Annotated in this window: 17 protein-coding genes; 9 read left to right on the top strand and 8 right to left on the bottom strand. The window is 39.6% G+C overall.

Going from position 1 to position 25,864, the window contains the following annotated elements:
• Nucleotides 1–66 precede the first annotated feature (66 nt).
• Entirely contained in the window at nucleotides 67–2,007 is a 1,941-nt protein-coding gene (locus tag PR709_RS12185) for a pyridoxal phosphate-dependent decarboxylase family protein (RefSeq protein ID WP_004919591.1), read from the bottom strand.
• Between the two features lie 402 nt (nucleotides 2,008–2,409).
• Complete coding sequence (locus PR709_RS12180) at nucleotides 2,410–3,420, bottom strand: NAD(P)H-quinone oxidoreductase (RefSeq protein WP_042116570.1); 1,011 nt, start codon at nucleotides 3,418–3,420, stop codon at nucleotides 2,410–2,412.
• 346 nt (nucleotides 3,421–3,766) lie between these two features.
• On the opposite strand from PR709_RS12180, the gene PR709_RS12175 reads away from it, so the two are divergent.
• Both PR709_RS12175 and uspE read left to right on the top strand, forming a co-directional pair.
• Nucleotides 3,767–4,525: an FNR family transcription factor gene (locus tag PR709_RS12175; protein WP_004919586.1), complete on the top strand. Its 759-nt coding sequence runs from the start codon at nucleotides 3,767–3,769 to the stop codon at nucleotides 4,523–4,525.
• A 122-nt stretch (nucleotides 4,526–4,647) separates the two neighbouring features.
• Nucleotides 4,648–5,592, top strand: a complete 945-nt coding sequence (gene uspE, locus PR709_RS12170; protein WP_014658318.1) for a universal stress protein UspE — start codon at nucleotides 4,648–4,650, stop codon at nucleotides 5,590–5,592.
• 570 nt (nucleotides 5,593–6,162) lie between these two features.
• Here uspE and pntB read toward each other — a convergent pair.
• Together pntB and pntA are read right to left on the bottom strand one after the other, a co-directional pair.
• Nucleotides 6,163–7,551: a Re/Si-specific NAD(P)(+) transhydrogenase subunit beta gene (gene pntB / locus PR709_RS12165; RefSeq protein ID WP_014658317.1), complete on the bottom strand. Its 1,389-nt coding sequence runs from the start codon at nucleotides 7,549–7,551 to the stop codon at nucleotides 6,163–6,165.
• A 13-nt stretch (nucleotides 7,552–7,564) separates the two neighbouring features.
• Nucleotides 7,565–9,097: a Re/Si-specific NAD(P)(+) transhydrogenase subunit alpha gene (pntA, locus tag PR709_RS12160; protein ID WP_004919579.1), complete on the bottom strand. Its 1,533-nt coding sequence runs from the start codon at nucleotides 9,095–9,097 to the stop codon at nucleotides 7,565–7,567.
• Nucleotides 9,098–9,481: 384 nt separating this feature from the next.
• On the opposite strand from pntA, the gene ydgH reads away from it, so the two are divergent.
• From ydgH to PR709_RS12130, 6 genes are all read left to right on the top strand, one after another.
• Nucleotides 9,482–10,432, top strand: a complete 951-nt coding sequence (gene ydgH, locus PR709_RS12155) for a DUF1471 family protein YdgH (protein WP_004919577.1) — start codon at nucleotides 9,482–9,484, stop codon at nucleotides 10,430–10,432.
• Between the two features lie 328 nt (nucleotides 10,433–10,760).
• Nucleotides 10,761–12,098, top strand: coding sequence for a basic amino acid/polyamine antiporter (locus PR709_RS12150; RefSeq protein ID WP_004919572.1), 1,338 nt, complete (start codon nucleotides 10,761–10,763; stop codon nucleotides 12,096–12,098).
• 911 nt (nucleotides 12,099–13,009) lie between these two features.
• Entirely contained in the window at nucleotides 13,010–13,537 is a 528-nt protein-coding gene (locus PR709_RS12145) for a fimbrial protein (RefSeq protein ID WP_004919568.1), read from the top strand.
• Nucleotides 13,538–13,545: 8 nt separating this feature from the next.
• Nucleotides 13,546–14,259, top strand: coding sequence for a fimbrial biogenesis chaperone (locus PR709_RS12140; RefSeq protein WP_081368619.1), 714 nt, complete (start codon nucleotides 13,546–13,548; stop codon nucleotides 14,257–14,259).
• Nucleotides 14,240–16,726: a fimbria/pilus outer membrane usher protein gene (locus tag PR709_RS12135; RefSeq protein ID WP_272570903.1), complete on the top strand. Its 2,487-nt coding sequence runs from the start codon at nucleotides 14,240–14,242 to the stop codon at nucleotides 16,724–16,726. Before PR709_RS12140 ends, PR709_RS12135 begins: the two co-directional genes overlap by 20 nt.
• A complete protein-coding gene (locus PR709_RS12130; protein ID WP_042116568.1) occupies nucleotides 16,723–17,691 on the top strand; it encodes a fimbrial protein in 969 nt (322 codons plus the stop codon). Before PR709_RS12135 ends, PR709_RS12130 begins: the two co-directional genes overlap by 4 nt.
• A gap of 75 nt (nucleotides 17,692–17,766) precedes the next feature.
• On the opposite strand, the gene hrpA is transcribed toward PR709_RS12130, so the two are convergent.
• Nucleotides 17,767–21,657, bottom strand: coding sequence for an ATP-dependent RNA helicase HrpA (hrpA, locus tag PR709_RS12125; RefSeq protein ID WP_272570902.1), 3,891 nt, complete (start codon nucleotides 21,655–21,657; stop codon nucleotides 17,767–17,769).
• A gap of 218 nt (nucleotides 21,658–21,875) precedes the next feature.
• Here hrpA and PR709_RS12120 point away from each other — a divergent pair, with 218 nt between their 5' ends.
• Complete coding sequence (locus PR709_RS12120; RefSeq protein ID WP_004919558.1) at nucleotides 21,876–22,475, top strand: FMN-dependent NADH-azoreductase; 600 nt, start codon at nucleotides 21,876–21,878, stop codon at nucleotides 22,473–22,475.
• 48 nt (nucleotides 22,476–22,523) lie between these two features.
• Here the strand turns inward: PR709_RS12120 and PR709_RS12115 are convergent, their stop codons facing one another.
• The 3 genes from PR709_RS12115 to PR709_RS12105 are packed head-to-tail and all read right to left on the bottom strand — an operon-like array spanning nucleotide 22,524 to nucleotide 25,662.
• Nucleotides 22,524–22,850 (bottom strand): YdbL family protein, encoded by a 327-nt coding sequence (locus tag PR709_RS12115; RefSeq protein WP_004919556.1) that lies wholly within the window; start codon nucleotides 22,848–22,850, stop codon nucleotides 22,524–22,526.
• Nucleotides 22,847–23,020, bottom strand: a complete 174-nt coding sequence (locus tag PR709_RS12110) for a YnbE family lipoprotein (RefSeq protein WP_004919554.1) — start codon at nucleotides 23,018–23,020, stop codon at nucleotides 22,847–22,849. Before PR709_RS12110 ends, PR709_RS12115 begins: the two co-directional genes overlap by 4 nt.
• Before the next feature lie 50 nt (nucleotides 23,021–23,070).
• The gene (locus tag PR709_RS12105; RefSeq protein ID WP_004919551.1) at nucleotides 23,071–25,662 is read right to left on the bottom strand and encodes a YdbH family protein; all 2,592 of its coding nucleotides are present in this window, start codon (nucleotides 25,660–25,662) and stop codon (nucleotides 23,071–23,073) included.
• Between the last annotated feature and the right edge of the window lie 202 nt (nucleotides 25,663–25,864).

The raw sequence follows: 25,864 nt of genomic DNA, 5'->3' as shown, positions 1-25,864 counted from the left end.
GTGCCAGCAACAATAAAAATACTGCCAAGTGTGCGATTTTTCATATTGAGATCCTAGCCAAGAAGTTTATAGCGTTATTTTTTGTTTTGAATGATTTAATTTATTTTCTTCATCTATAAGCTGTTGCAACTTGCCTTCAAAGATATTTTTCAACTCTTGCCAAAAATCGGTGAAATGCTGCTTATCCCGTAAGCAATGTGTCATGATCGCGGCTCTTAATACATATAATGACTGAGTCTTATCCCACTCTTGATCACTAAAGCCAGCCTCACGACAGAAATTTCGTGGATTATCACCGTACTCTTCCGAGGTTAAGGATGTTGAGGAAGTTAAAAAGTCATTCGTATAAGAGCGGCCTGCGGCATATGAGCACAACTCATAAAGGCGCTTATTCAGTTGATTCTGCTTTTCTAATGATTGATTACCAACTTCCTTAAACATGAAGTTGACCATATGGAAATCAGGCGATGGCAGCGCAATAATTTCGAATTTTCTATCTTCGATTTCAAATGCCTCACAGGTATTGATACTTTCAATGATCCAATTCGCTGTGGTTATTCCTGCTGCTATCACTTTTCCGTAACCGAGAATATTTAGCGGAACTAACCGATGGGCCGCCCAGACCGCCGCCGCCGTGGCTCCAGCTTTTGACCCTTCCATGATTGAAGAGCCTAATAATACGTTTTGTTGCTTTTCTGCTTTACGCCCTTTTTCTGCAACTTCTTCAAACACATAAGCGGCATGATAAGAAATGAGATCAACAATACGTTTATCCTTCATGCAGATTGCTCCTGCCGCATAAGGAATAAAGCCCACTTTATGAGGATCAACCGTGATAGAGTCCGCTTCTTGTAATGCCTTGAAGCTTTGATAAACCTCTGGCTTTGGCCAAACAACATCGGAGGGGAAAATACCTTCCTGATGGTAACGTTTAATCAAAACATCATAATCAAGGAATTGATTATTCTCATCACGGAACATGGCACAGGCATAGCCTGCATAAGCGGCATCGATATGAATATAAAACGAGACACCAAAACGCGCTTCGCACTCTCTGCGCAATTCAATCAGTTTTGCGACATTATCAATCGCGCCCGTTTCCGTTGTTCCTACAACAGCCACTACGGCTAAAATAGGCTCACCTTGTTCAATCAATGAAAACACAATTTGTCTCATTTGCTCAGTATCAGTGCGATAACTGGCATCGACGGGGAGCTGTACGATATTTTGTTGTCCTAACCCCAAAATATCCATCGCTTTCATCCAAGAGTAATGTTTAGATTGTGGGACTAATAGCTTACCTAATTTCCCTTGTTCTACCCCTTCACCACGACAAGTCATATCTCTGACTTCTTCAAATAATCCTTGTTTCTTTAAATCATCGATAAGATCTAAAACAGCAGAGGTCGGCATATTCAGCAACGCTTTCTCACTATCCTCTTTTAGTAATTGACGAGCCTGAGGATGCTTAGCTATTGCCAAAGGTAACGTTTTAATATTTCGAGCAACCCACAACCCCTCATAATTAGCGACAGTGCCGCCTGAAGTAATATGCCCCCATGACTGATTAGTGTCATAACCAAACATTGCACACAGGTCTAACCCTGCTTCTAGCTCGAGTACTGTTGTGGTGGGGGAAGACTCTTGGGCACAGTTATTTGGGTTGTACATCATTGCCATAACGTACGCGAGATTCGATATCATTAAGGTATCCGCGTTCATGTGGCCCATATAACGAGGAGAAAACCATGGGATTGATGTTGTTTTTAACTTAGAAGAGAGTTGATTTAAAATACCTTCTGTTCGATATAAAGTATCCCTATATTCCGGTGCATAACGATCGACCGTTGTCACATATTCAGGGTCTTCTGGGTGGTAGCCTGAACGCCAATGCATATGTTCCGTTACCGCATATTCCATCATCTCTCTGAAAAATACTGCATTTTCAGATTTCGGTCCTAGAAATAAAGCATCTACATTCATTTTTGAGTTATTAAAATTTGTCATTATCACTACACCTTTAAATCATGCCCATGCTTTTAATGGCATATTTGATTTAAGTAACTACTATCATTGGAAAGTGATATAACGGATGCATATCTTTAAAAGACAACAATATATTAATGATCTTGTTATCTTTATTATCTTTGGGTTATTTATTGATAGGCAAGCCGTTAATGTGCCAACTTAGCTATAGGTATAATCCATAATTGTTAAAATATTAATAAACTCGTATTTATTTCAATCGGATTTGTGCGCAGGAACAAAATTTCGAAAATTAGTCTGCTGTAAAGAGATATTTACGCTAAAACCACTTGAAAATGTAAACCATTTGTTATAAATGAGCAAGCCAATGAGTCATGAAAAAATTAAATCTTCATGACTCAATAAATCTCAATAGGAAAATAATTATTTGTTAATTAACACTATTTTTCCGTAAAGATCGCCAGATTCCATATGGCGATGAGCATCAGCCACTTGGTCTAACGGATAGGTTTTGTTAACAAAAGGTTTTAATTCACCTTTTTGCAACATCCCCCAAACGTGCTGCTTTAACTCTGCGGCGATGCTGGATTTTTCGGCAACGGTACGTGAACGCATGGTTGACCCTGTGTGAATCAAACGTTTAATCATTAAAGGCATTAAATTGAGGCTCTTAGGGTTACCTTTCATCATTCCTATTTGAATGATCCGCCCGAATTTTGCGGCGACTTGATAATTTTTATCCACATAATCACCACCAACAATATCAACAACCATATCAACCCCTTGAGAACGCGTGTAATCAAGAGTGTGTTGAACAAAATCATCGTTTCGGTAATTAATTATACAGTCCGCCCCTAATGATTTTGCGACTTCTACCTTTTCTGCTGAGCCGACTGTTGTGATCACCGTGGCACCAAATGCTTTTGCTAACATGATAGCAACGGATCCAATACCGGATGTTCCACCATGAATGAGCACTGTTTCACCCTTTTTCAATTTACCAATCTGAAAAACATTCGCCCAAACAGTAAAAAAGTTTTCAGGTATAGCCGCTCCCTCAACAAATGATAAGTGACCTAATGGTAATGCAATATCTTGATGTACCAGACAATATTCGGCGTAACCACCTCCAGCAACTAACGCACAAATATTATCTCCAATCTGCCATTGTTGAACATCGTCTGCTTTTGCAACAATGGTTCCTGCGACTTCAAGCCCTAAAATAGGTGAGGCATCTGGAGGTGGCGGATAAGCCCCCATACGTTGAAGAACATCAGGGCGATTAACACCAGCAGCCTCAACTTTAACCAATAAATAACCCTCTGATAATACGGGCAATGGTTGTTCAATTATTTGCAGTTTTTCTGCTCCACCGTGCTCCGCGATATTTATTACTTTCATCGTATTGGGAATATTTAATGGATTATTTACCATTTGATGCTCCTCTGAAGTTTTCATTTTTAAGTCGAATATTGCATTATTGTTTAAATATTATAACTAATGTTAATTTTTAAATTTATCAAAATATATCTTTTAAATAGATATTTAATAGATAACCCCTTTTATCTATTAAAGAATTTTTTACTTAACTTAATGGTTATTTAAGTTAAATAAGGAATATCATGATGTTATAATGAACTATGTAATTTGATTAACTACTTTGTTTTTATACGCTTTTCTATTTGAGATACTTCTGTTTTATATTTCTACTTATCAGTTGCATTATCTTATGTTAAAATTGACTCATATCAATAATTTTAACTTGTATTGAGCATTTAATATGATCCCAGAAAAAAGAGTTGTTCGTCGCATCCAGTCTGGTGGTTGTGCTATTCATTGTCAGGACTGCAGTATTAGCCAACTGTGCATTCCCTTCACACTGAATGAACATGAACTGGATCAACTTGATAATATCATTGAACGTAAAAAACCGATTCAAAAGGGTCAGGCGCTGTTTAAAGCCGGCGATGAATTACGTTCTTTGTATGCCATTCGCTCAGGAACAATCAAAAGTTACACCATCACTGAAGAAGGTGATGAGCAAATTACAGGCTTCCATCTTGCTGGTGACCTGGTTGGTTTTGATGCAATTATACATACACAGCACCCAAGTTTTGCACAAGCTCTTGAAACATCAATGGTTTGTGAAATCCCATTCGAAACTCTCGATGATTTGTCAGGTAAGATGCCTAATCTACGCCAACAAATCATGCGTTTGATGAGCGGCGAAATAAAAGGCGATCAAGAAATGATCCTTTTATTGTCTAAGAAAAATGCGGAAGAACGTTTAGCTGCATTTATTCTTAACCTATCTCATCGCTTTGCAGAGCGCGGCTTCTCTCCAAGAGAATTCCGCTTAACGATGACTCGTGGTGATATTGGTAACTATTTAGGCCTTACCGTTGAAACGATTAGTCGACTTTTAGGACGTTTCCAAAAAAGCGGCATGTTAAGTGTTAAAGGCAAATATATCACTATTGAAGATATGGAAAAACTGACTGATATTGCAGGTAAAGTCTCCACTGTCTCTTGTTCATAATTCTCGGTGGGTCACTATTTTGTGACCCATCATTATTATTTTTCATCAAATCTTGCCTATTTTTCCTCAATACCTTAGTTTATCTTTAGTAGGGAATGTCCAGCCGTTATGAGGATTTTAATATGGCAAACTATAGAAATCTCCTAGTTGCAATTGACCCAAATCAGGATGATCAACCAGCATTACGACGTGCTGTCTACATAGTGCAACGTAATGGTGGACGGATTAAAGCATTCTTACCTATCTATGATCTCTCTTATGATATGACCACGTTGCTATCACCTGAAGAGCGTGATGCAATGCGTAAGGGTGTCATTAATCAAAAGGCTGCTTGGATTAAACAACAAGCGCATTTCTATCTGGAAGCAGGTATTGAGATAGAAATTAAAGTGATTTGGCATAATAAACCTTACGAAGCCATCATTCAGGAAGTGATTAGTGGTGAACACGACCTGCTTCTGAAAATGGCTCATCAAACAGATAACTTTGAGTCGATTATTTTTACGCCGCTGGACTGGCACCTTTTAAGAAAATGCCCTTCTCCTGTATGGATGGTTAAAGATAAAGTCTGGCCAGATCATGGTTCGGTTGTTGTGGCCGTCAATTTATCAAATGAAGAATCCTATCATGATGACCTCAATATTAAGTTGGTTGAGAAAACGAAGGATTTAGCAACACGTATTGTGAAAGATCAGGAAATTCATTTGGTCAGCGCATACCCTATTGCGCCAATGAATATTGCAATAGAACTACCTGATTTCGACCCAAGCCTTTATAACAATGCACTACGTGGGCAACATCTCATTGCCATGAAGGAATTACGCCAGAAATTTTCGATTGATGAAAAATACACTCACGTCCGTGAAGGGTTACCTGAGAAAATCATCCCTGAAATCTGTGAGGAGTTACATGCCGGCGTCGTTGTCCTAGGTATATTAGGCAGAACTGGGATTTCCGCAGCTTTTCTTGGGAATACAGCAGAACATGTTATCGACAAATTGAAATGTGACCTATTAGCGATTAAGCCTGATGGTTTCGTTTGCCCAATCACGGTTGATGATGATTAATTTTATCGCTCAACCTTAAGTAGATTTATTTTAAAGTGGCAAAAGCGCTGTAGGTAACTCAGCGCTTTTGCGATAAATGAATGCACATTCAGTGCTTCAATGCGCAAAAATTAGTATCCCCACTATTTTTGCCAGCAGTATTACTCATAAAATTTGTATATTGGGTAATATAAAAACTATCTAATTGAAAATATCTCTAATTTACCTTCAGCAGAGATATTAACGGCTACCCCCTCGTCGACTCATTGTAATACGTTATTTAATTCCCAATGCTAACCCATTATCAATGTCCAATCCTGAAACAAATCCATTGGTAATCGTGAGGAAGCCTTATTTACACAGTTGAGAGTCATAATATTGGCCTCCTCGTTATGATTAAAGTGAATAAAATAGCATCATGTGGACGATAAAATGACGGCTATTTTCTATTCTCCGGTTTTAAAATTAAAATGAAACTAATCACAACATAATGAGATAGACTGAATTTTTAATAAGATAGTTTCTTATACAACCCATTTTTACCCATAAAAAAGCCCTGTAGTTGCCTACAGAGCTTTTGAGGTTAGTATATTAAAGTGCTTTTAAAATCGCATCAACGCTGGCTTTTGCATCACCAAATAACATCTGCGTGTTTTCTTTGAAAAACAATGGATTTTGTACACCTGCATAGCCGGTATTCATTGAACGCTTAAATACAATCACATTGTTTGCTTTCCAAACCTCCAACACTGGCATGCCGGCAATTGGACTATTTGGATCCTCTTGTGCCGCAGGGTTAACAGTATCGTTCGCACCAATAACCAATACTGTATCGGTATCAGAGAAATCATCATTAATTTCATCCATTTCCAGTACTATGTCATAAGGTACTTTTGCTTCAGCTAATAAGACGTTCATGTGCCCAGGTAAGCGCCCTGCTACAGGGTGGATACCGAAACGCACATTGATGCCTCTCTCACGCAACTTAGCCGTAATATCGTGAACAGGATATTGTGCTTGAGCAACCGCCAATCCATAACCTGGAGTAATAATGACAGAGGTTGAATTTTTCAATAATTCTGCCACTTCTTCCGCCGTTGTTTCACGGTATTCGCCCATCTCCTCTTCATTACCCGTTGAGGAGCCATCTGTACCAAAGCCTCCAGCAATAACACTGATAAAGGAGCGGTTCATGGCTTTACACATAATATAAGAGAGGATAGCACCCGACGAACCGACCAATGCTCCTGTCACGATGAGCAAGTCATTACTCAACATAAAACCTGCCGCAGCGGCTGCCCAACCTGAATATGAGTTCAGCATTGACACAACAACTGGCATATCTGCACCACCAATCGAAGCAACTAAGTGCCAGCCAAATGCCAAAGCAATAACCGTCATGATCAGCATGGCAAAGACTTGTAAACCAACACTATTTGTTTTAACAAAGATCAGCAATAACACAAATGAGACAACAAGCGCCGCTAAGTTTAGTTTGTGGCGATTAGGTAGCATCATCGGTTTCGATGAGATCTTACCGGACAATTTCCCATAAGCCACCACAGATCCTGTGAAGGTGACCGCACCAATAAATATGCCTAAGAACACTTCCGTCAGATGGATATTTTCCATCACCGCGTCTGCATGACCTTCACTGGCAATAAAACTATTAAAACCAACCAAAACAGCCGCTAGACCAACAAAGCTATGTAAAATAGCGACCAATTCTGGCATTTCGGTCATTTCAACTTTTTTGGCCAGACGAATACCAATCACTGCACCAATGACCATCGCAACAATCATCCAGCCAATATTGGCACTATCTGGGCCAAAGATGGTAGCCAGTAAAGCAATCGCCATACCTGCAATACCATAAGTATTACCACGCTGAGAGCTTTCATGGCGTGATAACCCTGCTAGGCTGAATATAAATAGGATAGCAGCAACAATATAAGCTGCCGTTACAATTCCACTCGACAACATACGTTACCCCTTATCCTTTACGAAACATTTTTAACATACGCTGGGTAACAGTAAACCCACCGAATATATTGATACTTGCAATCAATATGGCAATGAAAGATAAGAAACTAACCCATCCTCCCGAGCCTATTTGCAATACTGCACCGACAACAATAATGCCTGAAATTGCATTGGTGACAGACATCAATGGTGTATGCAACGCATGTGTTACGTTCCACACAACGTAATAACCGACAACGCAAGCGAGAGCAAATACCGTAAAGTGTGATAAGAACTCTTTTGGCGCTGAGTTTGCAAACCAACCGAATAGAATGATCGCTAATGCCATTAAGCCATACTTAACTACAGGCGACATTTTCTTCTTCTCAGGCGCTTTTTCTTTTTCCGCCACTTGAGGCTTCGCCTGCGGCTGAGCAGATACTTGAATGGGGGGAGCAGGCCACGTGATTTCACCTTGTTTAATAACGGTAACACCGCGGATCACAACGTCATCAAAATCAATATTGATTTCGCCATTCTTCTCTTTGCACAGTAACTTCATCAAGTTAACAAGGTTTGTGCCATACAATTGCGATGATTGAGTCGGTAGACGGCTTGGTAAATCGGTATAACCAATAATTTTGACACCATTATCAGTCACAACCAATTTATCCGCTTGGGTTAACTCACAGTTCCCCCCTGTTTGCGCCGCTAAGTCAACAATCACACTACCAGGTTTCATTGACTCAACCATCTCTTTGGTAATTAATTTAGGTGCTGGACGCCCAGGAATGAGTGCGGTAGTGACGATAATGTCGACTTCTTTAGCTTGTGCAGCAAATAAAGCCATTTCCGCCTTAATAAACGCTTCGGACATGACTTTCGCATAGCCATCGCCGCTGCCTGCTTCCTCTTTGAAATCTAACTCAAGGAATTCGGCCCCCATACTTTGCACTTGCTCTTTAACTTCTGGACGCGTATCAAATGCACGTACAACCGCTCCCAAGCTACCAGCAGCACCGATTGCCGCCAGCCCAGCAACCCCAGCACCAATGACCATCACTTTCGCTGGCGGTACCTTACCGGCTGCTGTAATTTGACCAGTAAAAAAACGACCAAATTCATGAGCAGCTTCGACAATTGCACGATAACCTGCGATATTTGCCATTGAACTTAAGGCATCTAATGATTGCGCACGGGAAATCCGCGGCACTGCATCCATAGCGAATACATTGATATTTCTTGCTTTTAAGGCATCCATCAATTCAGCATTTTGCGCTGGCCAGATAAAACTCACCAGCGTTGCACCTTCTTTCAATAATCCAATTTCATCGTCTAGTGGTGCATTGACTTTAAAAACAATATCGGCTGAATAAGCGGTGTCACGATCAACAATCTCAGCCCCCGACTGCTCATAAGCCGCATCCTCAAAACTCGCTAAATGTCCTGCTTCACTTTCGATACAGACACTGAAACCTAACTTAATCAGTTGAGTCACCGTCGAGGGTGTAGCAGCAACACGAGCTTCATTGGCAAGTCGTTCTCTAGGTATACCAATACGCATAATGTTCCCTTTTCAAAGCCAAAGTAATTTTGTATTTGTTAAATTTGCTAAAAATTAACCATCTTAGATAGAAAAGTCCTATTTTTAGCCGAAAACAGTTCTATGGAGTTCTAATAACCTACTGAAAATAACCTTCTTGATCCATAATTGATCTCGATTCTTAAACAGTAAATGGAATTCGCAGTGAAAATCTTAGTTTTAGGTCAATAAAATACTGGATAGCTAAAAAAATCTGGTAATTATGACTAGTCAATGAATATTTATTTCTTATAAAAAATAAAATTATGAGACAACTTGATTGGTTACGTGTAATAATCATAGCCATGTGATACAACTAAAGTTCAGCACTTTTAAAATAAATTGCGCAAGTCGGAAGGATTTTGTATGAAGCTGAAAACTACGGCCATCGCAGCCGCGGTGTTATCATTAACCAGTATTACTGCTGTACAGGCAGCTGTTGAACTGACGCCCAAACAGGCTGAAGAGTTAAAACCTTATGAGCGCATAACAGTGACTGGGCGCTTTAATGCTATTTATGAAGCATCCGATGCCGTCTCACGCCGGGCTGATAAATTAGGCGCTTACGCTTTCTATATCCAGAGCCTTGATGATGTGGGTGATAGCGGTAACATGCGCGTTGTTGCAGATCTTTACCAAAAAGATGCAAAATCTGTGGAAGAAAGCAAACGTCGCGTATTTGGTGGCGTTGAAGAGATGTCAAAAGCAGACGCAACACAGTATGAACCATTTGATGCTGTTACCGTCAGTGGTTTCTACCCTTCTCAGCCTGATCTTTATGAAGCTATTGCGAAGAAAGCAAAAGAAAAAGGCGCAGCATCATTCTATGTTGTTCGTAACATCGCTGTAAATGATGGTGGAAATACCCTAGCTACCGCTTATGTCTATAAAAAAGATGCGCCTAAGCGCCAAGTTCAGCTAGAGGAAGCTGTCGTACCAGCAGATTCAGAAGCGGGTCAAGCATTATTAGCGGAAGGTGGTGAAGCCGCCAAAAAAGTACGTATTCCTGGCGTTGCTTCATCTGAAGAACCAACTACTGCCGTTGGTCGTTTCTTTGAAACATCAAGCAGTGCACCAGGCAAAACCAGCGTAACATTGCCAAGTGGCTATGTTATCGAAGAAGTTAATAAAACCGCTGCTGCACAAATGGTTCCATTTGATTCGATCACTTTCTCGGGTTATTACACCAATACACCAGAAGTGCGTTATCAAATTGCCAAACGTGCTGAAGCTAAAGGTGCCAAATACTTCCATATCACACGTGAGTGGCAGTCAAATGGCGGTAGCGTAACCATCAGCGCTGACCTCTTTAAGTAATAAGTATACTAACTAACCAAGCCAGCTCCATTTTCGAGCTGGCTTTTTTATTTCTGAAAAAAACGTTTGACTGCTGATTTTCCCACTGAATAAAAATCTTATCAAACTGAATAGTTTTCCATTGCATAACCGTCGTTTCATTCGTAGAATCCCCCTCACTTTATCAGTACGACAGATAAACAATCTATAATTTAAAATTGTTCCAGCTTAAATACATTATAAAATTGTAGATTTAACGTTATTTTAACTTTTGATTGTAGAATAACCAGGACATACATTGAAACATACACTCAGTCTTACAGCACTCACCGCATTAGTTCTCAGCTCAATGGTGGGTGCAGGTGTCTTTAGCCTTCCACAAAATATGGCTGAAGTTGCCAGCCCTTTGGCACTTATCATTGGCTGGTCAATTACAGGCATTGGCATTTTATTTTTAGCTTTCTCTCTACTGCTACTTTCTCGTATACGCCCAGATCTTGATGGGGGCATTTTTACTTATGCAAAAGAAGGTTTCGGTGAACTGATTGGTTTTTGTTCCGCATGGGGTTATTGGCTATGTGCGGTTATCGCTAATGTCTCTTACTTAGTTATCGTTTTTGCGGCCATCAGCTTTTTTACTGATACACCCGATAGGATTATTTTTGGCGATGGTAACACTTGGCAAGCCTTAGTTGGTGAATCCATCTTATTATGGATTGTGCACTATTTAGTGTTGCGTGGTGTTCAAACGGCGGCGGGAATTAATAAGCTAGCCACTATGGCAAAATTAATCCCATTAGGGCTATTTATTATCCTAGCATTTGTCGCTTTCAAACTTGATGTGTTCGATGCAGATTTTAGTGGGATTTCCCTCGGAGTGCCTGTTTGGCAGCAAGTTAAAGACACTATGTTGATCACGTTGTGGGTGTTTATTGGTATCGAAGGAGCTGTCGTTGTCTCTGCTCGCGCTAAAAACCGCCGTGATGTTGGCTTAGCCACTGTTTTCGCCGTTAGTTCTGCATTAATCATCTATATCCTAGTGACCCTTCTCTCGTTAGGCCTTATGCCAAGGGCTGAGCTTGCTGAAATAAAAAATCCATCAATGGCCAATTTAATGGTAGGTTTAATTGGTTCAAGTGGTGAGATCATTATCGCAGCGGGGCTTATTATCTCTGTGTGTGGAGCATACCTGAGTTGGACAATTATGGCTGCCGAAGTGCCTTATATCGCAGCGCAATATCAATCATTCCCTAAAATATTCAATAAACTGAATAAGAATGATGCTCCATCCTCCTCCCTGTGGTTAACAAATGGTGCCGTACAGCTTTCTCTAGTCTTAATTTGGCTAAGTGGGAGTAATTACAATACGCTCCTAACAATCGCTTCTGAGATGATTTTGGTTCCTTACTTTTTAGTGGGTGCTTTTCTCATAAAAGTCGCTTTTGAACGCCATAATAAGCTGCTACTGATGGTTGGAATGGTGGCCAGCCTCTATGGTCTTTGGCTGCTTTATGCTTCTGGACTGATCAACCTTATGCTGTCTGTCGTTTTATATGCGCCTGGTATACTTGTTTTTTGGTATGCGCGAACTCAGCAATCCCAACAAGCTCCACTTAATATGGCTGAAAAGATTATCGCTCTGGCTATTATCGCGGGGGCAGTGCCCGCAACCTACTATCTATTTTAGCTTCAACTACAATCACTACACTGAAAAGGCTCTAGTATTCAGTGTAGTGATCTCATCGATACTTCTTCCTTCATTAGTTCTAGCAGTGCTTTTTTAAATCATTTGTAAGTGAATCATATATTATCTAATGATTGCATTCAGGAGGTAACATGCACTTAATATTACGTAATGAACATTCATATACCATAACAAAAAATGAGAGAATTCAATCATCACAAGACATTGGTTTTAGCGCTAAAGTTAAAAAAATCAATAAGCTTCATTTTTCGAATAGTGCCTGTGCCAGAAAAATTAGATGTCGCCAGAAGTTAAATGAGAAAGGCTCAAAGGAGTTACACCCATTCTCTTTAAACGCCGTAAAAACCAATGGCTCGCCCTATTTGCATAGCGTAACAAGTAAAACACTGTAGTGTTTTGCTCATTTCCCATACAGACAGTTTGTGTTTTTACTCTCTCTGCTAAAACTAGCAAAGGGAGTAAATAGAGACTCTGATTTACCATTTCCCCCCTATTCACCCTACCTTGGATTGATTTCCCATTTAATTCTTAGTTAGCCTAGTCACGTTATTTTTTGTATTGGCACTGTTGTTTCATTAGGTACTCTCCAAACAATTAGTATGTTGTAACTAAAGTAGTATGTTTTGATGCTATAATCGTTAAAAATTTAACGGTTATACCCTACTCTTAATTTTTAAGAACAATAAACGGAGTATCATGCTGAAAATCATTTTCATAATGCAAATGTTAAAAACAAAATTTTAGGATGAAAAAGAAAGTCGATATCAAATCATTTGGTTTTGTGCACGCCAATTTACCCCTTTTTAACATAAAAAATAGACTTATTATATTGCGCTCAATCAGCAACATATACTGATAGAAATCACACAGCAAATAATTTACAAGGTCATACAATGAACAGTTTATTAAAATATATATTACTTATTTTATTTTTTAATCATTCTATTTCTTTTTCAGCAGATGGTGAAATAAAGTTCGTTGGCAGTATAATTCCAACGGCGTGCTCTGTTGATACTAATTCTGTACATAAAGTGGTAAATATGGGGAAGGTTTCTGTAGCCGCTTTTACTAATAAAAATAGTGCTGCCGCAGCAACACCATTTAGAATAACATTATCTAATTGCCCTACCGATTATAAGAAAATTCAATTTAAGTTTGATGGTAAAAGTGATAGTGCTAACCCTTCTTTATTAGGATTATCACCAAATGCAACCTCACCTGCTGCAACAGGTATTGCAATAGGCCTTTATGAAGAAAATAGTGTTCGCCGTATACCACTAAATGGGGGAAGCCAGTTTAAAGAAATAACCCCAAGTAAAACGGTAGAAATGAATTTTGTGGCTAAATATATTGCAACCAGTGATCAAATCATTCCCGGCTCAGCAGATGCATTAGCGCATTTCAGCATTATTTATCAATAAAAAAGGAGATGAGAGAGAGGTTTTCTTCTCTCTCATTAATTATCATGAAAATAACAGTCACCTTTTTATTATTGCTTCCTTTTCTCTCTTATGCCGGAATTATTATTAATGGCACGCGGTTTGTTTATCCTGAAAACGATAGGGAAATATCATTATCTATTGAGAACCCTGAGGAGCAAACGACTTACCTTATTCAATCATGGGTTGAAAAAGATAATCAACGGTCTAATGATTTTATTATTACACCACCACTATTTAAGCTAAAACCTGCCTCATTAAATAAATTAAGAGTGATAAAAGTGGCGCCATTAAACCAAACTGATCAAGAAACTCTCTACTGGTTACATATCAAGTCTCTTCCTGCCATTCATGAAAATACAGAAAATAATTTACATATTGTTGTGAAATCCAGTTTCAAGCTATTTTATCGGCCTGAATCTTTAAATAGCAGTGCCGAATCTGCATTTAAAGAGGTCACCTTTAGCTATAATAACCAAAAAGTAACGGCAACAAATCCTACTGGGCACTATATTACGCTGCGAGAACTATACCTTAATGGTAAAGAGATTGCAGAGCCTGGCATGATAGCCCCCTTTGGGCAATTATCTTGGAAAATAGTATTGCCTCAATTGAATTCTGTTTCTTGGAGCGCATTAAATGATTATGGCGGTAAAACACAATTAATTTCTCAACAACTCTTTAATGATGATGAAAAAAAATAATATCACTTTATTAATGCTGTTTTTAATCACGACTCCACTTTTGGCATATGCTGAATATTTTAATCTTGAGGCACTTGATAACATTGAAAATATTAATGACATTGAAAATATTATATTAAATCTAGATAATCAACCCGAAGGGATTTATGCCGTTGATGTTATTGTCAACAATGTTAGACTATTTACTGAAAATGTAAGTTTTCAATATATAGATCAACAGTTAGTACCAATATTCAGTCGAAATCAATTATTAAAAATTGGCCTGCATGAAAAAACATTAAATACAATGACGTTTGATAAAAATGACAACCTAGCTAGCCACCTTTCAACAATTATCGAGGGTTATTTTCATCACTTTGACCTTAATCACTTAACGTTGGATATCAATATCCCTCATCATTACTTAAATAGTGACACTAATGAGAATAACCTCCAATCACAATGGGATGATGGCGTAACGTCAGCTTATATTGATTATAACCTATCCGGAAGTTATAACTCGAATAAGTACATTAATGACAATAATAACTTTAACCTGTCATTGCAAAATGGTATTAACTATCTAGGATGGCGCCTAAGAAATAATTTAGTCTATTCAAACTCACACCAACAATGGGAGAGTTATAATACAACTTTATCCTACCCGATTAGGTCATTAAAAAGTCAATTTATCTTAGGCGAGTATTACCTTGCCTCCTCATTTTTTATCCCATACTCTTTTAAAGGGATCTCACTCTCTAATGATGAATTAATGTTTCCGGATTATGATGCATATTATTCACCCATATTACAAGGCATTAATCATAGTCCGGCTCAGGTGACTGTAAGGCAAAATAATATTATCATTTATAATGATTATTTACCTGCAGGGCCATTTACACTAAATCAATTAAAACCATTAGCCCATAAAGGCGTCTTAGAAATGACGATCACTGAGTCTAGTGGTCGAGTTCGTCAATACCAATACCCTTTTTCTTCTTCGCCACTGATGATCAAAAAAGGCCAATTTCGCTATGCCTTAAACAGTGGAATGGTCTCTAACCGCTCACGCTCTGCACCACCTTATTTTTTTCATAGCGAAATAAAATATGGTATTAACAATAATATCACTGCGTATACTGGTTCTATTTTCTCATCACCTTTTAAATCACTGATATTAGGCAGTTCATTTTCAGCCAATGAAATTGGCGATTTGACTATTGATTGGACACAATCCTACAGTCAGAAAAATAAATCAAATAGTTATCAGTTTGAATATTCAAAGTTAATCACGCCCACCGCAACTGAGTTTACATTTAATGTTCAATGGACCGATAACCCTAAGTTACGGCAGTTCACTGATGTATTGGATAAAATAAACTTATCTAACACCGCCTACCCTCAACAGATCATTAAGCTACATTTATCACAAGGGTTAGGTTATTTTGGAAATATATCATTATCAGCATCGCAACAGAGGTTTAGAGAGCAAAGAGGATATCAGTGGGCCTATAATCTCAATTATTCAGGCAATATAAACGAATACCATTTTAGCCTTAACTGCCAGTCAAATTATTCTATCATTGAGCAAAAACCAGAGTATATCTTTTCTGCTTCCATAATTATTCCGGTGAACGCTTGGTTGCCTAATACGCATTTTAGTTACCAATCACAATATGCGCCAAATAACTATCAAAGCCAGCAAGCAACATTAACGGGAGCCATCCTAGAAGATAATTTTATTTCTTATACTCTACAGCATAACTCTCTAAATAACCGCTGTTGTATGAGGCCGAAAAATGAATCAGACACACGATTTTATACTCAGTATCATCATAATAAATTTATTTTAAATGCGGGTTATGGCTACAAACAAGAGCACCAATTGCACTATGGGTTTCGAAGTTCAGTGGTGGCTCATCCGTATGGCATCACGCTAACACCGAGTCGTGGGGAAACTTCCGCTTTATTGGTTGTACCTGATACGCAAGACGTCCGTTTGGATGCTCAACTCAATACCAATACCGATAGCAAAGGCCATGCGATTATCAATCAGCTACAACCTTATCGGCGTAATAACTTTGTTATTGATACACAGACCTTACCTGTAGATACTGAAATTGAAACGAGTTTTCAATCTATTTTACCAACGAAAGGGGCATTGGTACTGGTTCACTTCCCCGTCAAACGGGGCAAACGCTCTTTCTTTACTATTCGGCTTGCGGATGGGAAATTGGCCCCTTTTGGTGCGCTTGCCAGCCTCGTAACAGAAAAAGGAGAACTAACAAGCAATGATATTAATGTAGGAATTATTAACGATATGGGCCAAGTCTATTTAAGTGGGCTTGAGCCATCAGGCACAATAAAATTGAAATGGGGAGCAAAACAATCGCAGCAATGTGAATTTCAATACCAACTATTAGAAACAGATCTGAATCAAGGGTTTTACCATGTTCCGGTGATTTGTCAGCGCAAGGAAGCTTTATGATGACTTTAATTTCTCGTTTATGGCCTTGCTGTATATTCGTTACACATAACGCTTATGCTTCTCAATGCCAATATGTGCCAAATTTCACGCCACATCATACTGTGTTATCCCTCGGTACGGTAACTGTACCTCATCGATTAGCGGTAGGGTCGGTGATCCAAGAGGTGACCTTAAACGGTCTTAGTGACAATCCAATCATGGTAGATTGTCGCTCACCCGTTCAAGCAAAATGGGAAAATAGCCAGTTCCCATTACTATCAAATGGTTATAACTCAATTTATCAAACAAATATTGACGGTATTGGCCTTCGCTTTATCTCACAGGGAGCGGCATTTAGCCGAGATAAGTTACCTTTTGTTAATGACTCACCCAATGCTTGCCACATTACCTCTCATCGTTATAGCTATTGTGGTAATGCATTAAATGGGATCCGAGTACAATTGGTGAAAACAAAAAACATCACAGGTTCAGGGATACTTAGCTCTCATCGTCTGATTGAAGCATCAATTGGTCATTTACCTGTTCAAAGTTATCGTTTCCTAAATACAAAGATTGTTACGCCTAGCTGTGAACTGCTCGAAAAACATAAACGAGTAAAAATGAAGAAAGTCAAACAGAGCCAGTTTAGGGGGATTGGTAGCCATTCCGCCCCCGTCTCTTTTTATCTTACGCTAAATTGTAGTGGAGAAACCCCTGTGGGCATTATCCTTAGTGGGCGAGCCAGTCACAGTGCAGATCATTCTGTGATTGCACTAGATAAAAGACCTGATAGCGCCCAAGGGATTGGTTTACAACTGCGTTTTCAAGGTGAGCCAATCCCTCTAAATAAAGTCTTTAATTTGGGAACTAGCTTTGACCGCTCCCCCTATGCCATTTATTTCGAAGCTCAATATGTGCAAATCCACCCCTCTGTTAGTGCGGGGAAAGCCAATGCAACTGCGACATTACAAATTGTTTATCCATAACCGATAACGATAAAAAAACCCCATCTTTAGCATCATGATGGGGTTTTGAAGGTTATCATCTAACTCTGTATTTTATCAAAGTGACTGACTTAAATTTTCCATTGATTGAATAATCCGTTTATCCGAAATCGGATACGGCGTACCAAGCTGCTGTGCAAATAGGCTTATACGCAACTCTTCGATCATCCAACGGATCTCTTGTACTTCCGGTAATTGTTGTTGTACTGGTGTCAGTTTCACCTTCCATTGCTGCCACATTTGTGTCACATGCTCCACTTTACTCATTTGGGCGCGGTCTCTATTAGGATCAATCGCCAGTTTTTCTAATCGGCGCTCAATACCATTCAAATAACGGAGCACGTCAGGAAGCCGTTTCCAACCATGTTCAGTGACAAAGCCTTTAAAGACTAAGTTAGACATCTGCCCTTTTATATCCGAAAGTGCCATTGCCATCGCAAAGTCAACGCGTCCTTTTAAGCGTTTATTGATTGCAAATACCGCAGTGAGTATTTGCTCAACTTGTTTCGCGATTTGTACAACTGCATCATTGAGTTCAGCCCGCACAAACTCTTGTAACTTGCCAAACCCATCTTCCGTCCACACAGGGCCACCATAAGTCGCAATGAGTTGATCAACACCACAGGCGATACAATCATCGATTAACTCTAAAACTTTTCCATACGGATTAAAATATAATCCCAGTTTAGATTTGTTCGGGAGTTTTTCATGTAAGTATTTAATTGGCGATGGAATATTCAGTAACAGTAACCTACGTACACCACCCCACATCGCTTGTTGTTGTTCAAATTCGGTTTCGAAAACGCGGATCCCAACACTGTTTCTTTCATCCACTAAGGCCGGATAAGCCTTAACAGAATACCCTCCTCGTTTCTGTTCGTAACGTTGAGGTAACTCACCAAAGCTCCAGATATGTAAGCCGCTTTGTTCAATGCCATCATCAACCACTTCGGAAAGGGTTTCTTGTACCTTTTCTTTGAGCCGATTTTTCAATTCATCCAGATCTTGACCTTCAGCGATGGTTTTATTTTTTTCACCCACTACGCGGAATGTCATTTTCAAATGGCTAGGTAGTTGGTCTAATTGCCAAGCATCACGCTCAACAGTCACCCCTGTCATGCGACGTAATTCACGCTCAAGCTTATCAAGTAGGCTACCATCTGGTGTCGGTACTCTTTCAAGAAATGCCGCGGCATAATTAGGTGCAGGCACAAAATTCCGACGTACAGGCTTAGGTAATGATTTAATCAACGCAATAATCAGTTCTTGACGTAACCCCGGGACTTGCCACTCAAAACCAACATTGTGTACTTGGTTTAAAATGGCTAATGGGATATGCACTGTCACCCCATCTGCCTCCGTTCCTGGTTCAAATTGATAACTTAAGCGGAATTTCAGCTCACCTTGATGCCAAAAATTTGGATAATCTAGCAATGATACGTGCGCCGCATCCTCTTTGATCAACATATTTTTTTCAAAGTTCAGGAGATCGGGCTGCTGTTTTGAAGCAACCTTCCACCACTTATCAAAATGGCGAGTAGAGATCACATCATTAGGGATACGCTGGTCATAAAACGCAAACAAGGTTTCATCATCAACCAAAATATCACGACGACGAGACTTGTGTTCTAAATCTTCAACTTCCGCCAATAGCTTACGATTTTCCCTGAAAAATGCGTGACGAGTAACCCAATCCCCTTCGACCAGTGCATGACGAATGAAAAGCTCGCGACACAATAAGGGGGCGATTTTCCCGTAATTCACTTGGCGCGCGGCGACGATCGGTAATCCATACAAAGTGACCTTTTCAGAGGCCATCACAGCACCTTGCGATTTAGACCAATGAGGTTCGCTGTAATGGTGCTTAACAAGGTGCTCCGCTAACGGCTCTATCCATTCAGGCTCAATAGTTGCAGCCACCCGCCCCCATAATTTTGACGTTTCTACTAACTCGGCGACCATTGCCCATTTTGGGGGCTTTTTAAATAAACCTGAGCCGGGGAAAATAGTGAATCTTGCATTCCTAGCGCCTGTAAATTCTGGTTTTTCCACATCTTTTTGACCGATATGAGATAGCAGCCCAGCAAGTAATGATGTATGAATACACCGGTAATCTGCCGCTGCACTATTAATTGGAAAACCTTGCTCTTTAACAACTTGCCTCAATTGAGTATAGAGATCTTGCCACTCTCGAATGCGTAAATAGTTCAAAAAATCTTGGCGGCACATTTTTCTAAATTGCGCATTTGATAAAGCGGTTTGCTGCTCTTTTAAGTAATCCCACAGATTAAGGAATGCTAAGAAATCAGATTGTTTATCGTGGAAGCGGCGATGCTTTTCATCTGCCGCTTGTTGTTTATCTAATGGGCGCTCCCTTGGGTCTTGAATCGATAATGCCGCCACAATCACCATGGTTTCCCTGACTGCTCCTAGCTTTCTCGCTTCTATCACCATTCGAGCGAGACGTGGGTCAACCGGTAGTTGCGCCAATTGACGACCAATATCCGTCAATATATAACCGCGTTCACTCTGTTGATGCGCCTGAATAGCCCCAAGCTCTTCTAATAACTTCACGCCATCTTGAATATTACGTTTATCCGGAGCTTCGACAAATGGAAATGCGCTAATATCTCCTAAGCCAATTGAGGTCATTTGTAAAATAACAGACGCCAAATTGGTTCTTAGTATTTCAGGATCGGTAAACTCTGGGCGACTTAAAAAGTCCTCTTCAGAATATAAACGAATACAAATACCATCAGAAACACGACCACAGCGACCTTTACGCTGATTTGCTGAAGCTTGGGAGATCGGTTCAACAGGTAAGCGCTGCACCTTGGTTCTAACACTGTAACGGCTTATTCGCGCATAACCAGTATCAATGACATATTTGATGCCAGGCACGGTCAAAGACGTTTCAGCAACGTTAGTGGCTAAAATAATTCGCCGCCCACCATGTGGGTGGAATATGCGATTTTGTTCACTATTCGATAGCCTAGCAAATAGCGGTAAAATTTCGGTATGGCGCAATTGTAATTTTGACAAGGCATCAGCGGTATCGCGGATTTCTCGTTCACCGCTCATAAAGATCAAAATATCCCCTGAGCTTTCCTGCCCAAGCTCATTTACAGCATCAATGATGCCATCGATTTGATCGCGGTCGCTGTCATTATCATCCCCCATAATCGGGCGATAACGCACTTCAACGGGATAAGTTCTCCCCGACACTTCAATAATGGGTGCCTGATTAAAATGGCGAGAGAAACGTTCAGGATCGATAGTTGCTGACGTAATAATGACTTTTAGATCAGGACGTTTAGGTAATAATTGGCGCAGGTAACCTAAGATAAAATCGATATTTAGGCTACGTTCGTGAGCCTCATCGATAATGATCGTATCATATTGCAGCAGTAACCTATCATTTTGCAGTTCTGCTAACAAAATGCCATCTGTCATTAATTTGACTTGTGTATTATCACTCACTTGATCACTAAAGCGAACTTTATAACCAACAATAGTTCCGACTTCGCTTTCAAGCTCTTGAGCTAGACGGGTTGCTACCGCACGAGCGGCTAGTCGCCTTGGTTGTGTATGACCGATTAGCCCTTTAACGCCTCGCCCTAATTCCAGACATATTTTGGGGATCTGAGTCGTTTTACCGGACCCTGTTTCACCCGCGATGATCACCACTTGATGCTGTTTTATCGCATCATAAATAGCTTGTTTTTTCTGACTAACAGGAAGATTTTCTGGATAGACGATTTTAGGTGGATTAAGCAGCTTGTTCGAAATTTTTTGTTTCGCTGTTTCAACATCCGCTTTTATCGCATTCAGTACCGCAACTCGTGATTTTTCATCACGAATTTTAACTATTCCTTGAAGACGCTTTTTCAGTAACCGTTGGTCACGTAATGAAGTTTGTCCAATATCAGCTTCTAAGGCTGTCAGCATGGATTCCACTTTTTAAATCCTTATTATTTAAACTATTTTATGCCATTTTGTTGAATATAGGCTGTCATTACCATCATGATAAAAACGCCATCAATATCACAGAATAAATGGCAACATCAATTTTTTTGATATAACTCTTCTAAAATTCTTTCTTTCATTGATGATTAAAATCTGTATTATTAATTACGATATAAATCAATGAGTTTTAAGGTAAAACGATGAAAAAAGTATTGTTGTTGAAATCAAGTATTCTGGCAGACTATTCACACAGTAACAAAATGGCAGATTACTTTATTGAACAATGGCAAGAAAAAAACCCGAGCGATAGCATAACCATCCGTGATCTTGTCAGCAACCCAATTCCAGCGATTGATGCGGAAATTTTAGCAGCTTTCGCACCAGGCGACAGTAAAACTGAACAGCAGAAAGCGCATTTAGCATTATCTAACCAATTGATCGATGAAATCAAACAACATGATGTGATTGTCATTACTGCGCCAATGTACAATTTGAATATCCCTTCCCATCTTAAAAATTACTTTGATTTTATTGCAAGAGCGGGAGAGACCTTTAAATATACTGAACAAGGCTCAGTCGGTTTATTAGAAAATAAACGTGCATTTGTGTTAACCAGCCGAGGTGGCATCTATAAAGATACGGCTTCTGACATTATTGTTCCATTTTTAAAACTGTTCTTAAACTTTATCGGTATCACCGATATCGAATTTATTTTTGCTGAGGGTACTGCATTAGGTACTGAATCGGCTGAAAAAGCACAGCAAGATGCTCGTCAATGCATCGATACGGTTATCGCTTAACCGCAATTGACCTTACAATGATGTGCGTGTGAACAAATCATGCGCATATTATTTTTTCTTCAGCCATTGACCATTAATACCGCGTACATACTCCCCACTCGCGGCTCTTTCAACGAGTTTCTGCCCCGCTATTTTGCCCACATCCCTAGTTTTTAGATTGTTTTTCTTCGCAATTTCACTGTATTTGATTTCACGCTCACGGTTAATTTCAGTGACAAGCTCATCAACTTCCGCATTACCGTGGGTAACTACCGCTAAATAACCCGATAATGTTTCACCAACTAACCCTTGATTTTTTGCCTCATCAACGGTTAGTGCAGCAGCCGAAAAAACAAATAAACCGGATATCATCAACGCTTGGAAAATGGTCTTCATTGTGCTTCCACCTTACCAAAAAGATCACTATTTTCTTTAAGTAAGTCTTCAACTTGCTTATCAGCTTTAATGAGTATTTCGTGCTCAATTTTAACATTCATGTTGATATTAATGGGTTTATCAGGTGTCGCTACCTCAACCCGCAAACAACCTGTCAGCATCATTGCCATCAATGTAAATACACTCGTCGCGATTATTTTCACTGTTAATCCTTATTCCTTTAGATATTTTTTTCCAGCCACTCTTCTAAGTTACTGCCAAAACGTAGGCTACGCCATAATTGGAAGATATTCTCTTCATGTGTGTAATTTAAGTGGACTTCTCTTTTTTTAGATTCTTGAGGATTAAAACCTTGGATAATGGTTTTCATTGTCAACAAGCCTAAATTGGTGATATTCACATCGGTACGGCTGCGAGAAATTTCCAAGTATTGCAACCAACCTATCGCTGCTCCTGCAGACATATTATCAGCCTTAATTGACTCAACAAACTGAGTATCAAGACGCAAGGCCAACGGGCCACTATTTTCTAACCAACCATTTTTAACGATCCACTCTGGATTATTAAGGTAAAAAGGTAATTCCCCATCAACGCGACCAGAGGCCGCAAACTGAGTTACTTTGAGTATGGTAAATAATCGGCTTAATTCAATTTGATGTAGTCTGATTGTGGCTGGCTGTTTTTGTGGCCAACGGAGTAAATCAAGCTCTACCTTCCCCCCTAATAAATTAAAACCAACTTGGCTCAATTTTAATGGCATTGCATCTGTTGGCGGGTAAGTACCTGATAAATCGGCTCGAATATCGGTTAGTTCAAACAAATTATTTAATTGCTTGATACGTAATTGTACAGCCGATTTTTCACCTAACGTCCATGTGCTATTTTGTAATTTCCAAGGTAAAACGAAATCTAAGCCACTCACTTCACCATCTTTAAGCCACATTCCCGTATTTTCTACACGCCAGTGCCCTCCCGCGATAAAACCGGTTTCTGGATCAATCGAAAAAGCGGCTTGTGAAAAAAGTTTTCCTTCACGCAAGGTGATCCCTAAATCATTTGGGATCAATGTTTGGAATGCACTCACTGATTGTTCTGGCCAACGCGCTTGCCCCCGAAAACGTTCGCCATCCCATCGACTAAAAATAACAATTGGCCCTACGTCTTTAGTACTTAAATCAGCTTTTAACTGAAAATCAGCCGGTGATTTACCTTTTAGAGCCGCATTAACAGTCGTTTTAGGCAAATAGCTTGCGGCTCCAAATTGCATTCGGTGACTGGTAAGTTGGAGTTCACCTTGGAAGTTCTCTTTAGCCGGATCACGTTGCCAAAATAAAGGTTTTGTTAAAATAAGGCGTGTTGCCGTCATCGAAAGCAAACCATATTTTATTTGGTCAAACCCAGTGTTTAACGTATTTAGGGTAATTAACGAATCTTGCCAACTACCTTGCCCTTTGATATCCCAATGCGCCGCTAAAGCCGGTAATTGTGCATTTCCCCAATAATTCCAAAACCACTTACCTTTATCAAATATAAACTTATTCGCCTGACCATCTAAATGAATGGCGAAATCCCCCCAATACTGCTCTTTCACTTTTAAAATAGCTTGGAGGCGCCCGGTGATCCCTTCCGCACTCAATGAAGTACCCGCTAAAGGTAAGCGTGCTTCTTGTAATAGTAGCGTCGGTGAAACACGCCCATAAGCTCGTAAGAGTGAGCCGGGAAGAAATGAAATTGCGGGCGAAATTAATTGACCCGATATTTTTGACGGCAAGTTGATATCTAAAACCATATCATCATATTTCAATTGCCCATTTAGCTGAAAATGAATATCTGCATCGAGTAAATTAATTTTATTAGCTGGTAAATTTAATACTAAATTCGCTTTACCTTTTTGAGCCTCGGTCATCATATTAGTACGCCCACTAATCACCATGTCACTCAGGCCCGACTGCCAATTCTCTATTTGTAACGAAATACCGCCATGTAATGGAACCTCACTCTCTTCCCACTGCCAACGCCCATCCTCAATACGGATCATGTTGGCTGACACTTGCCAAGGCAAATGAAAAATTTCTTGACCACTTTGCTTATCAAATAAAGACAATGTGCCTTGATCATCCAGCCACCGCAATTTCGCATACAGGGATTTGCTTGGCTGAGTTAATAAAAATTCAGCAAAGAGTATGCCTGATGTCGGAAGTGATTCTGTCGTTAGTGGTAAGCTTAACTCGCCATCGAGTTCAAGGCGCTGCTCTTGTTCTGGTAATTGAACGGAAAAATGTTCAATATTGAGTTGATGGTTAGCAGTGATATTAGTTGAAAAAGATAATTTATCACCACGATAATCTAAAGCTAATGGCGTCCCTTCATTTCGATACAGCCAAATACTGCCTTGATACTCTTCCCAAGGCGATACCTTGGCATTTTCAATGACCAATGAAAATGAAGGTAAGTTATCAATCAATTCAATCACCGATAGTGGTGTACTTTCGCTATCTTTTTCATCTGAAGACAACTGACTTAAACATTGATTATCTTCAGTTAACTCATTAATTGCTAAATGTAATGGAAAAAGCGAAAAACGGCTCTTTTTAGCATCAAACCACAAGCAGTCGCCTGCCTTCAATTGTATGCTATCAACAATTAATTGGTCATGACGATATACAGGCTGGCTAAATGACAGCGTCACGTTTTCGGGTAAATAAGATTTTGCAACAATAGGAAGCCAACGGGTTACTGTGACCCATAAAATAGATAAGAGCACAACGCATCCTACAACGCTTAAGAGTAATATTTTAAGTGCCCTTTTCATCAAACAGCTTCCTTGTTTTATCTATATCGATTGTGAATATTGGTGCTAATCAAGATCGTTATATCTTTAAACGACTACAATCACCAATTAAAGCGCAATAAAGGCGCGCTTTCAGTATTTTTTTGATGATTTACTGTAATAATTATCTTATTCTGACCTTAATGCTTGGTAGCCACTTTTTTAGCTACCCCTTATTTTGGGT

Origin of the sequence: Providencia sp. PROV267 (assembly GCF_028477825.1) — a bacterium.
GTDB lineage: Bacteria > Pseudomonadota > Gammaproteobacteria > Enterobacterales > Enterobacteriaceae > Providencia > Providencia stuartii.
The sequence above is the reverse complement of the archived record's forward strand: the minus strand, read 5'-3'. Positions and strand labels throughout refer to the sequence as shown.

Bases quoted from the DNA above. Each gene is read 5' to 3' on its own strand.
- PR709_RS12105 (WP_004919551.1), bottom strand. From the start codon at position 25,662: ATGAAAAGGGCACTTAAAATATTACTCTTAAGCGTTGTAGGATGCGTT.
- PR709_RS12135 (WP_272570903.1), top strand. From the start codon at position 14,240: ATGATGATGAAAAAAAATAATATCACTTTATTAATGCTGTTTTTAATC.
- PR709_RS12110 (WP_004919554.1), bottom strand. From the start codon at position 23,020: ATGGCAATGATGCTGACAGGTTGTTTGCGGGTTGAGGTAGCGACACCT.
- ydgH (WP_004919577.1), top strand. From the start codon at position 9,482: ATGAAGCTGAAAACTACGGCCATCGCAGCCGCGGTGTTATCATTAACC.
- uspE (WP_014658318.1), top strand. From the start codon at position 4,648: ATGGCAAACTATAGAAATCTCCTAGTTGCAATTGACCCAAATCAGGAT.
- pntA (WP_004919579.1), bottom strand. From the start codon at position 9,097: ATGCGTATTGGTATACCTAGAGAACGACTTGCCAATGAAGCTCGTGTT.
- PR709_RS12130 (WP_042116568.1), top strand. From the start codon at position 16,723: ATGATGACTTTAATTTCTCGTTTATGGCCTTGCTGTATATTCGTTACA.
- PR709_RS12120 (WP_004919558.1), top strand. From the start codon at position 21,876: ATGAAAAAAGTATTGTTGTTGAAATCAAGTATTCTGGCAGACTATTCA.
- PR709_RS12185 (WP_004919591.1), bottom strand. From the start codon at position 2,007: ATGACAAATTTTAATAACTCAAAAATGAATGTAGATGCTTTATTTCTA.
- hrpA (WP_272570902.1), bottom strand. From the start codon at position 21,657: ATGCTGACAGCCTTAGAAGCTGATATTGGACAAACTTCATTACGTGAC.
- PR709_RS12145 (WP_004919568.1), top strand. From the start codon at position 13,010: ATGAACAGTTTATTAAAATATATATTACTTATTTTATTTTTTAATCAT.
- PR709_RS12140 (WP_081368619.1), top strand. From the start codon at position 13,546: ATGAGAGAGAGGTTTTCTTCTCTCTCATTAATTATCATGAAAATAACA.
- PR709_RS12150 (WP_004919572.1), top strand. From the start codon at position 10,761: ATGGTGGGTGCAGGTGTCTTTAGCCTTCCACAAAATATGGCTGAAGTT.
- PR709_RS12115 (WP_004919556.1), bottom strand. From the start codon at position 22,850: ATGAAGACCATTTTCCAAGCGTTGATGATATCCGGTTTATTTGTTTTT.
- PR709_RS12175 (WP_004919586.1), top strand. From the start codon at position 3,767: ATGATCCCAGAAAAAAGAGTTGTTCGTCGCATCCAGTCTGGTGGTTGT.
- PR709_RS12180 (WP_042116570.1), bottom strand. From the start codon at position 3,420: ATGGTAAATAATCCATTAAATATTCCCAATACGATGAAAGTAATAAAT.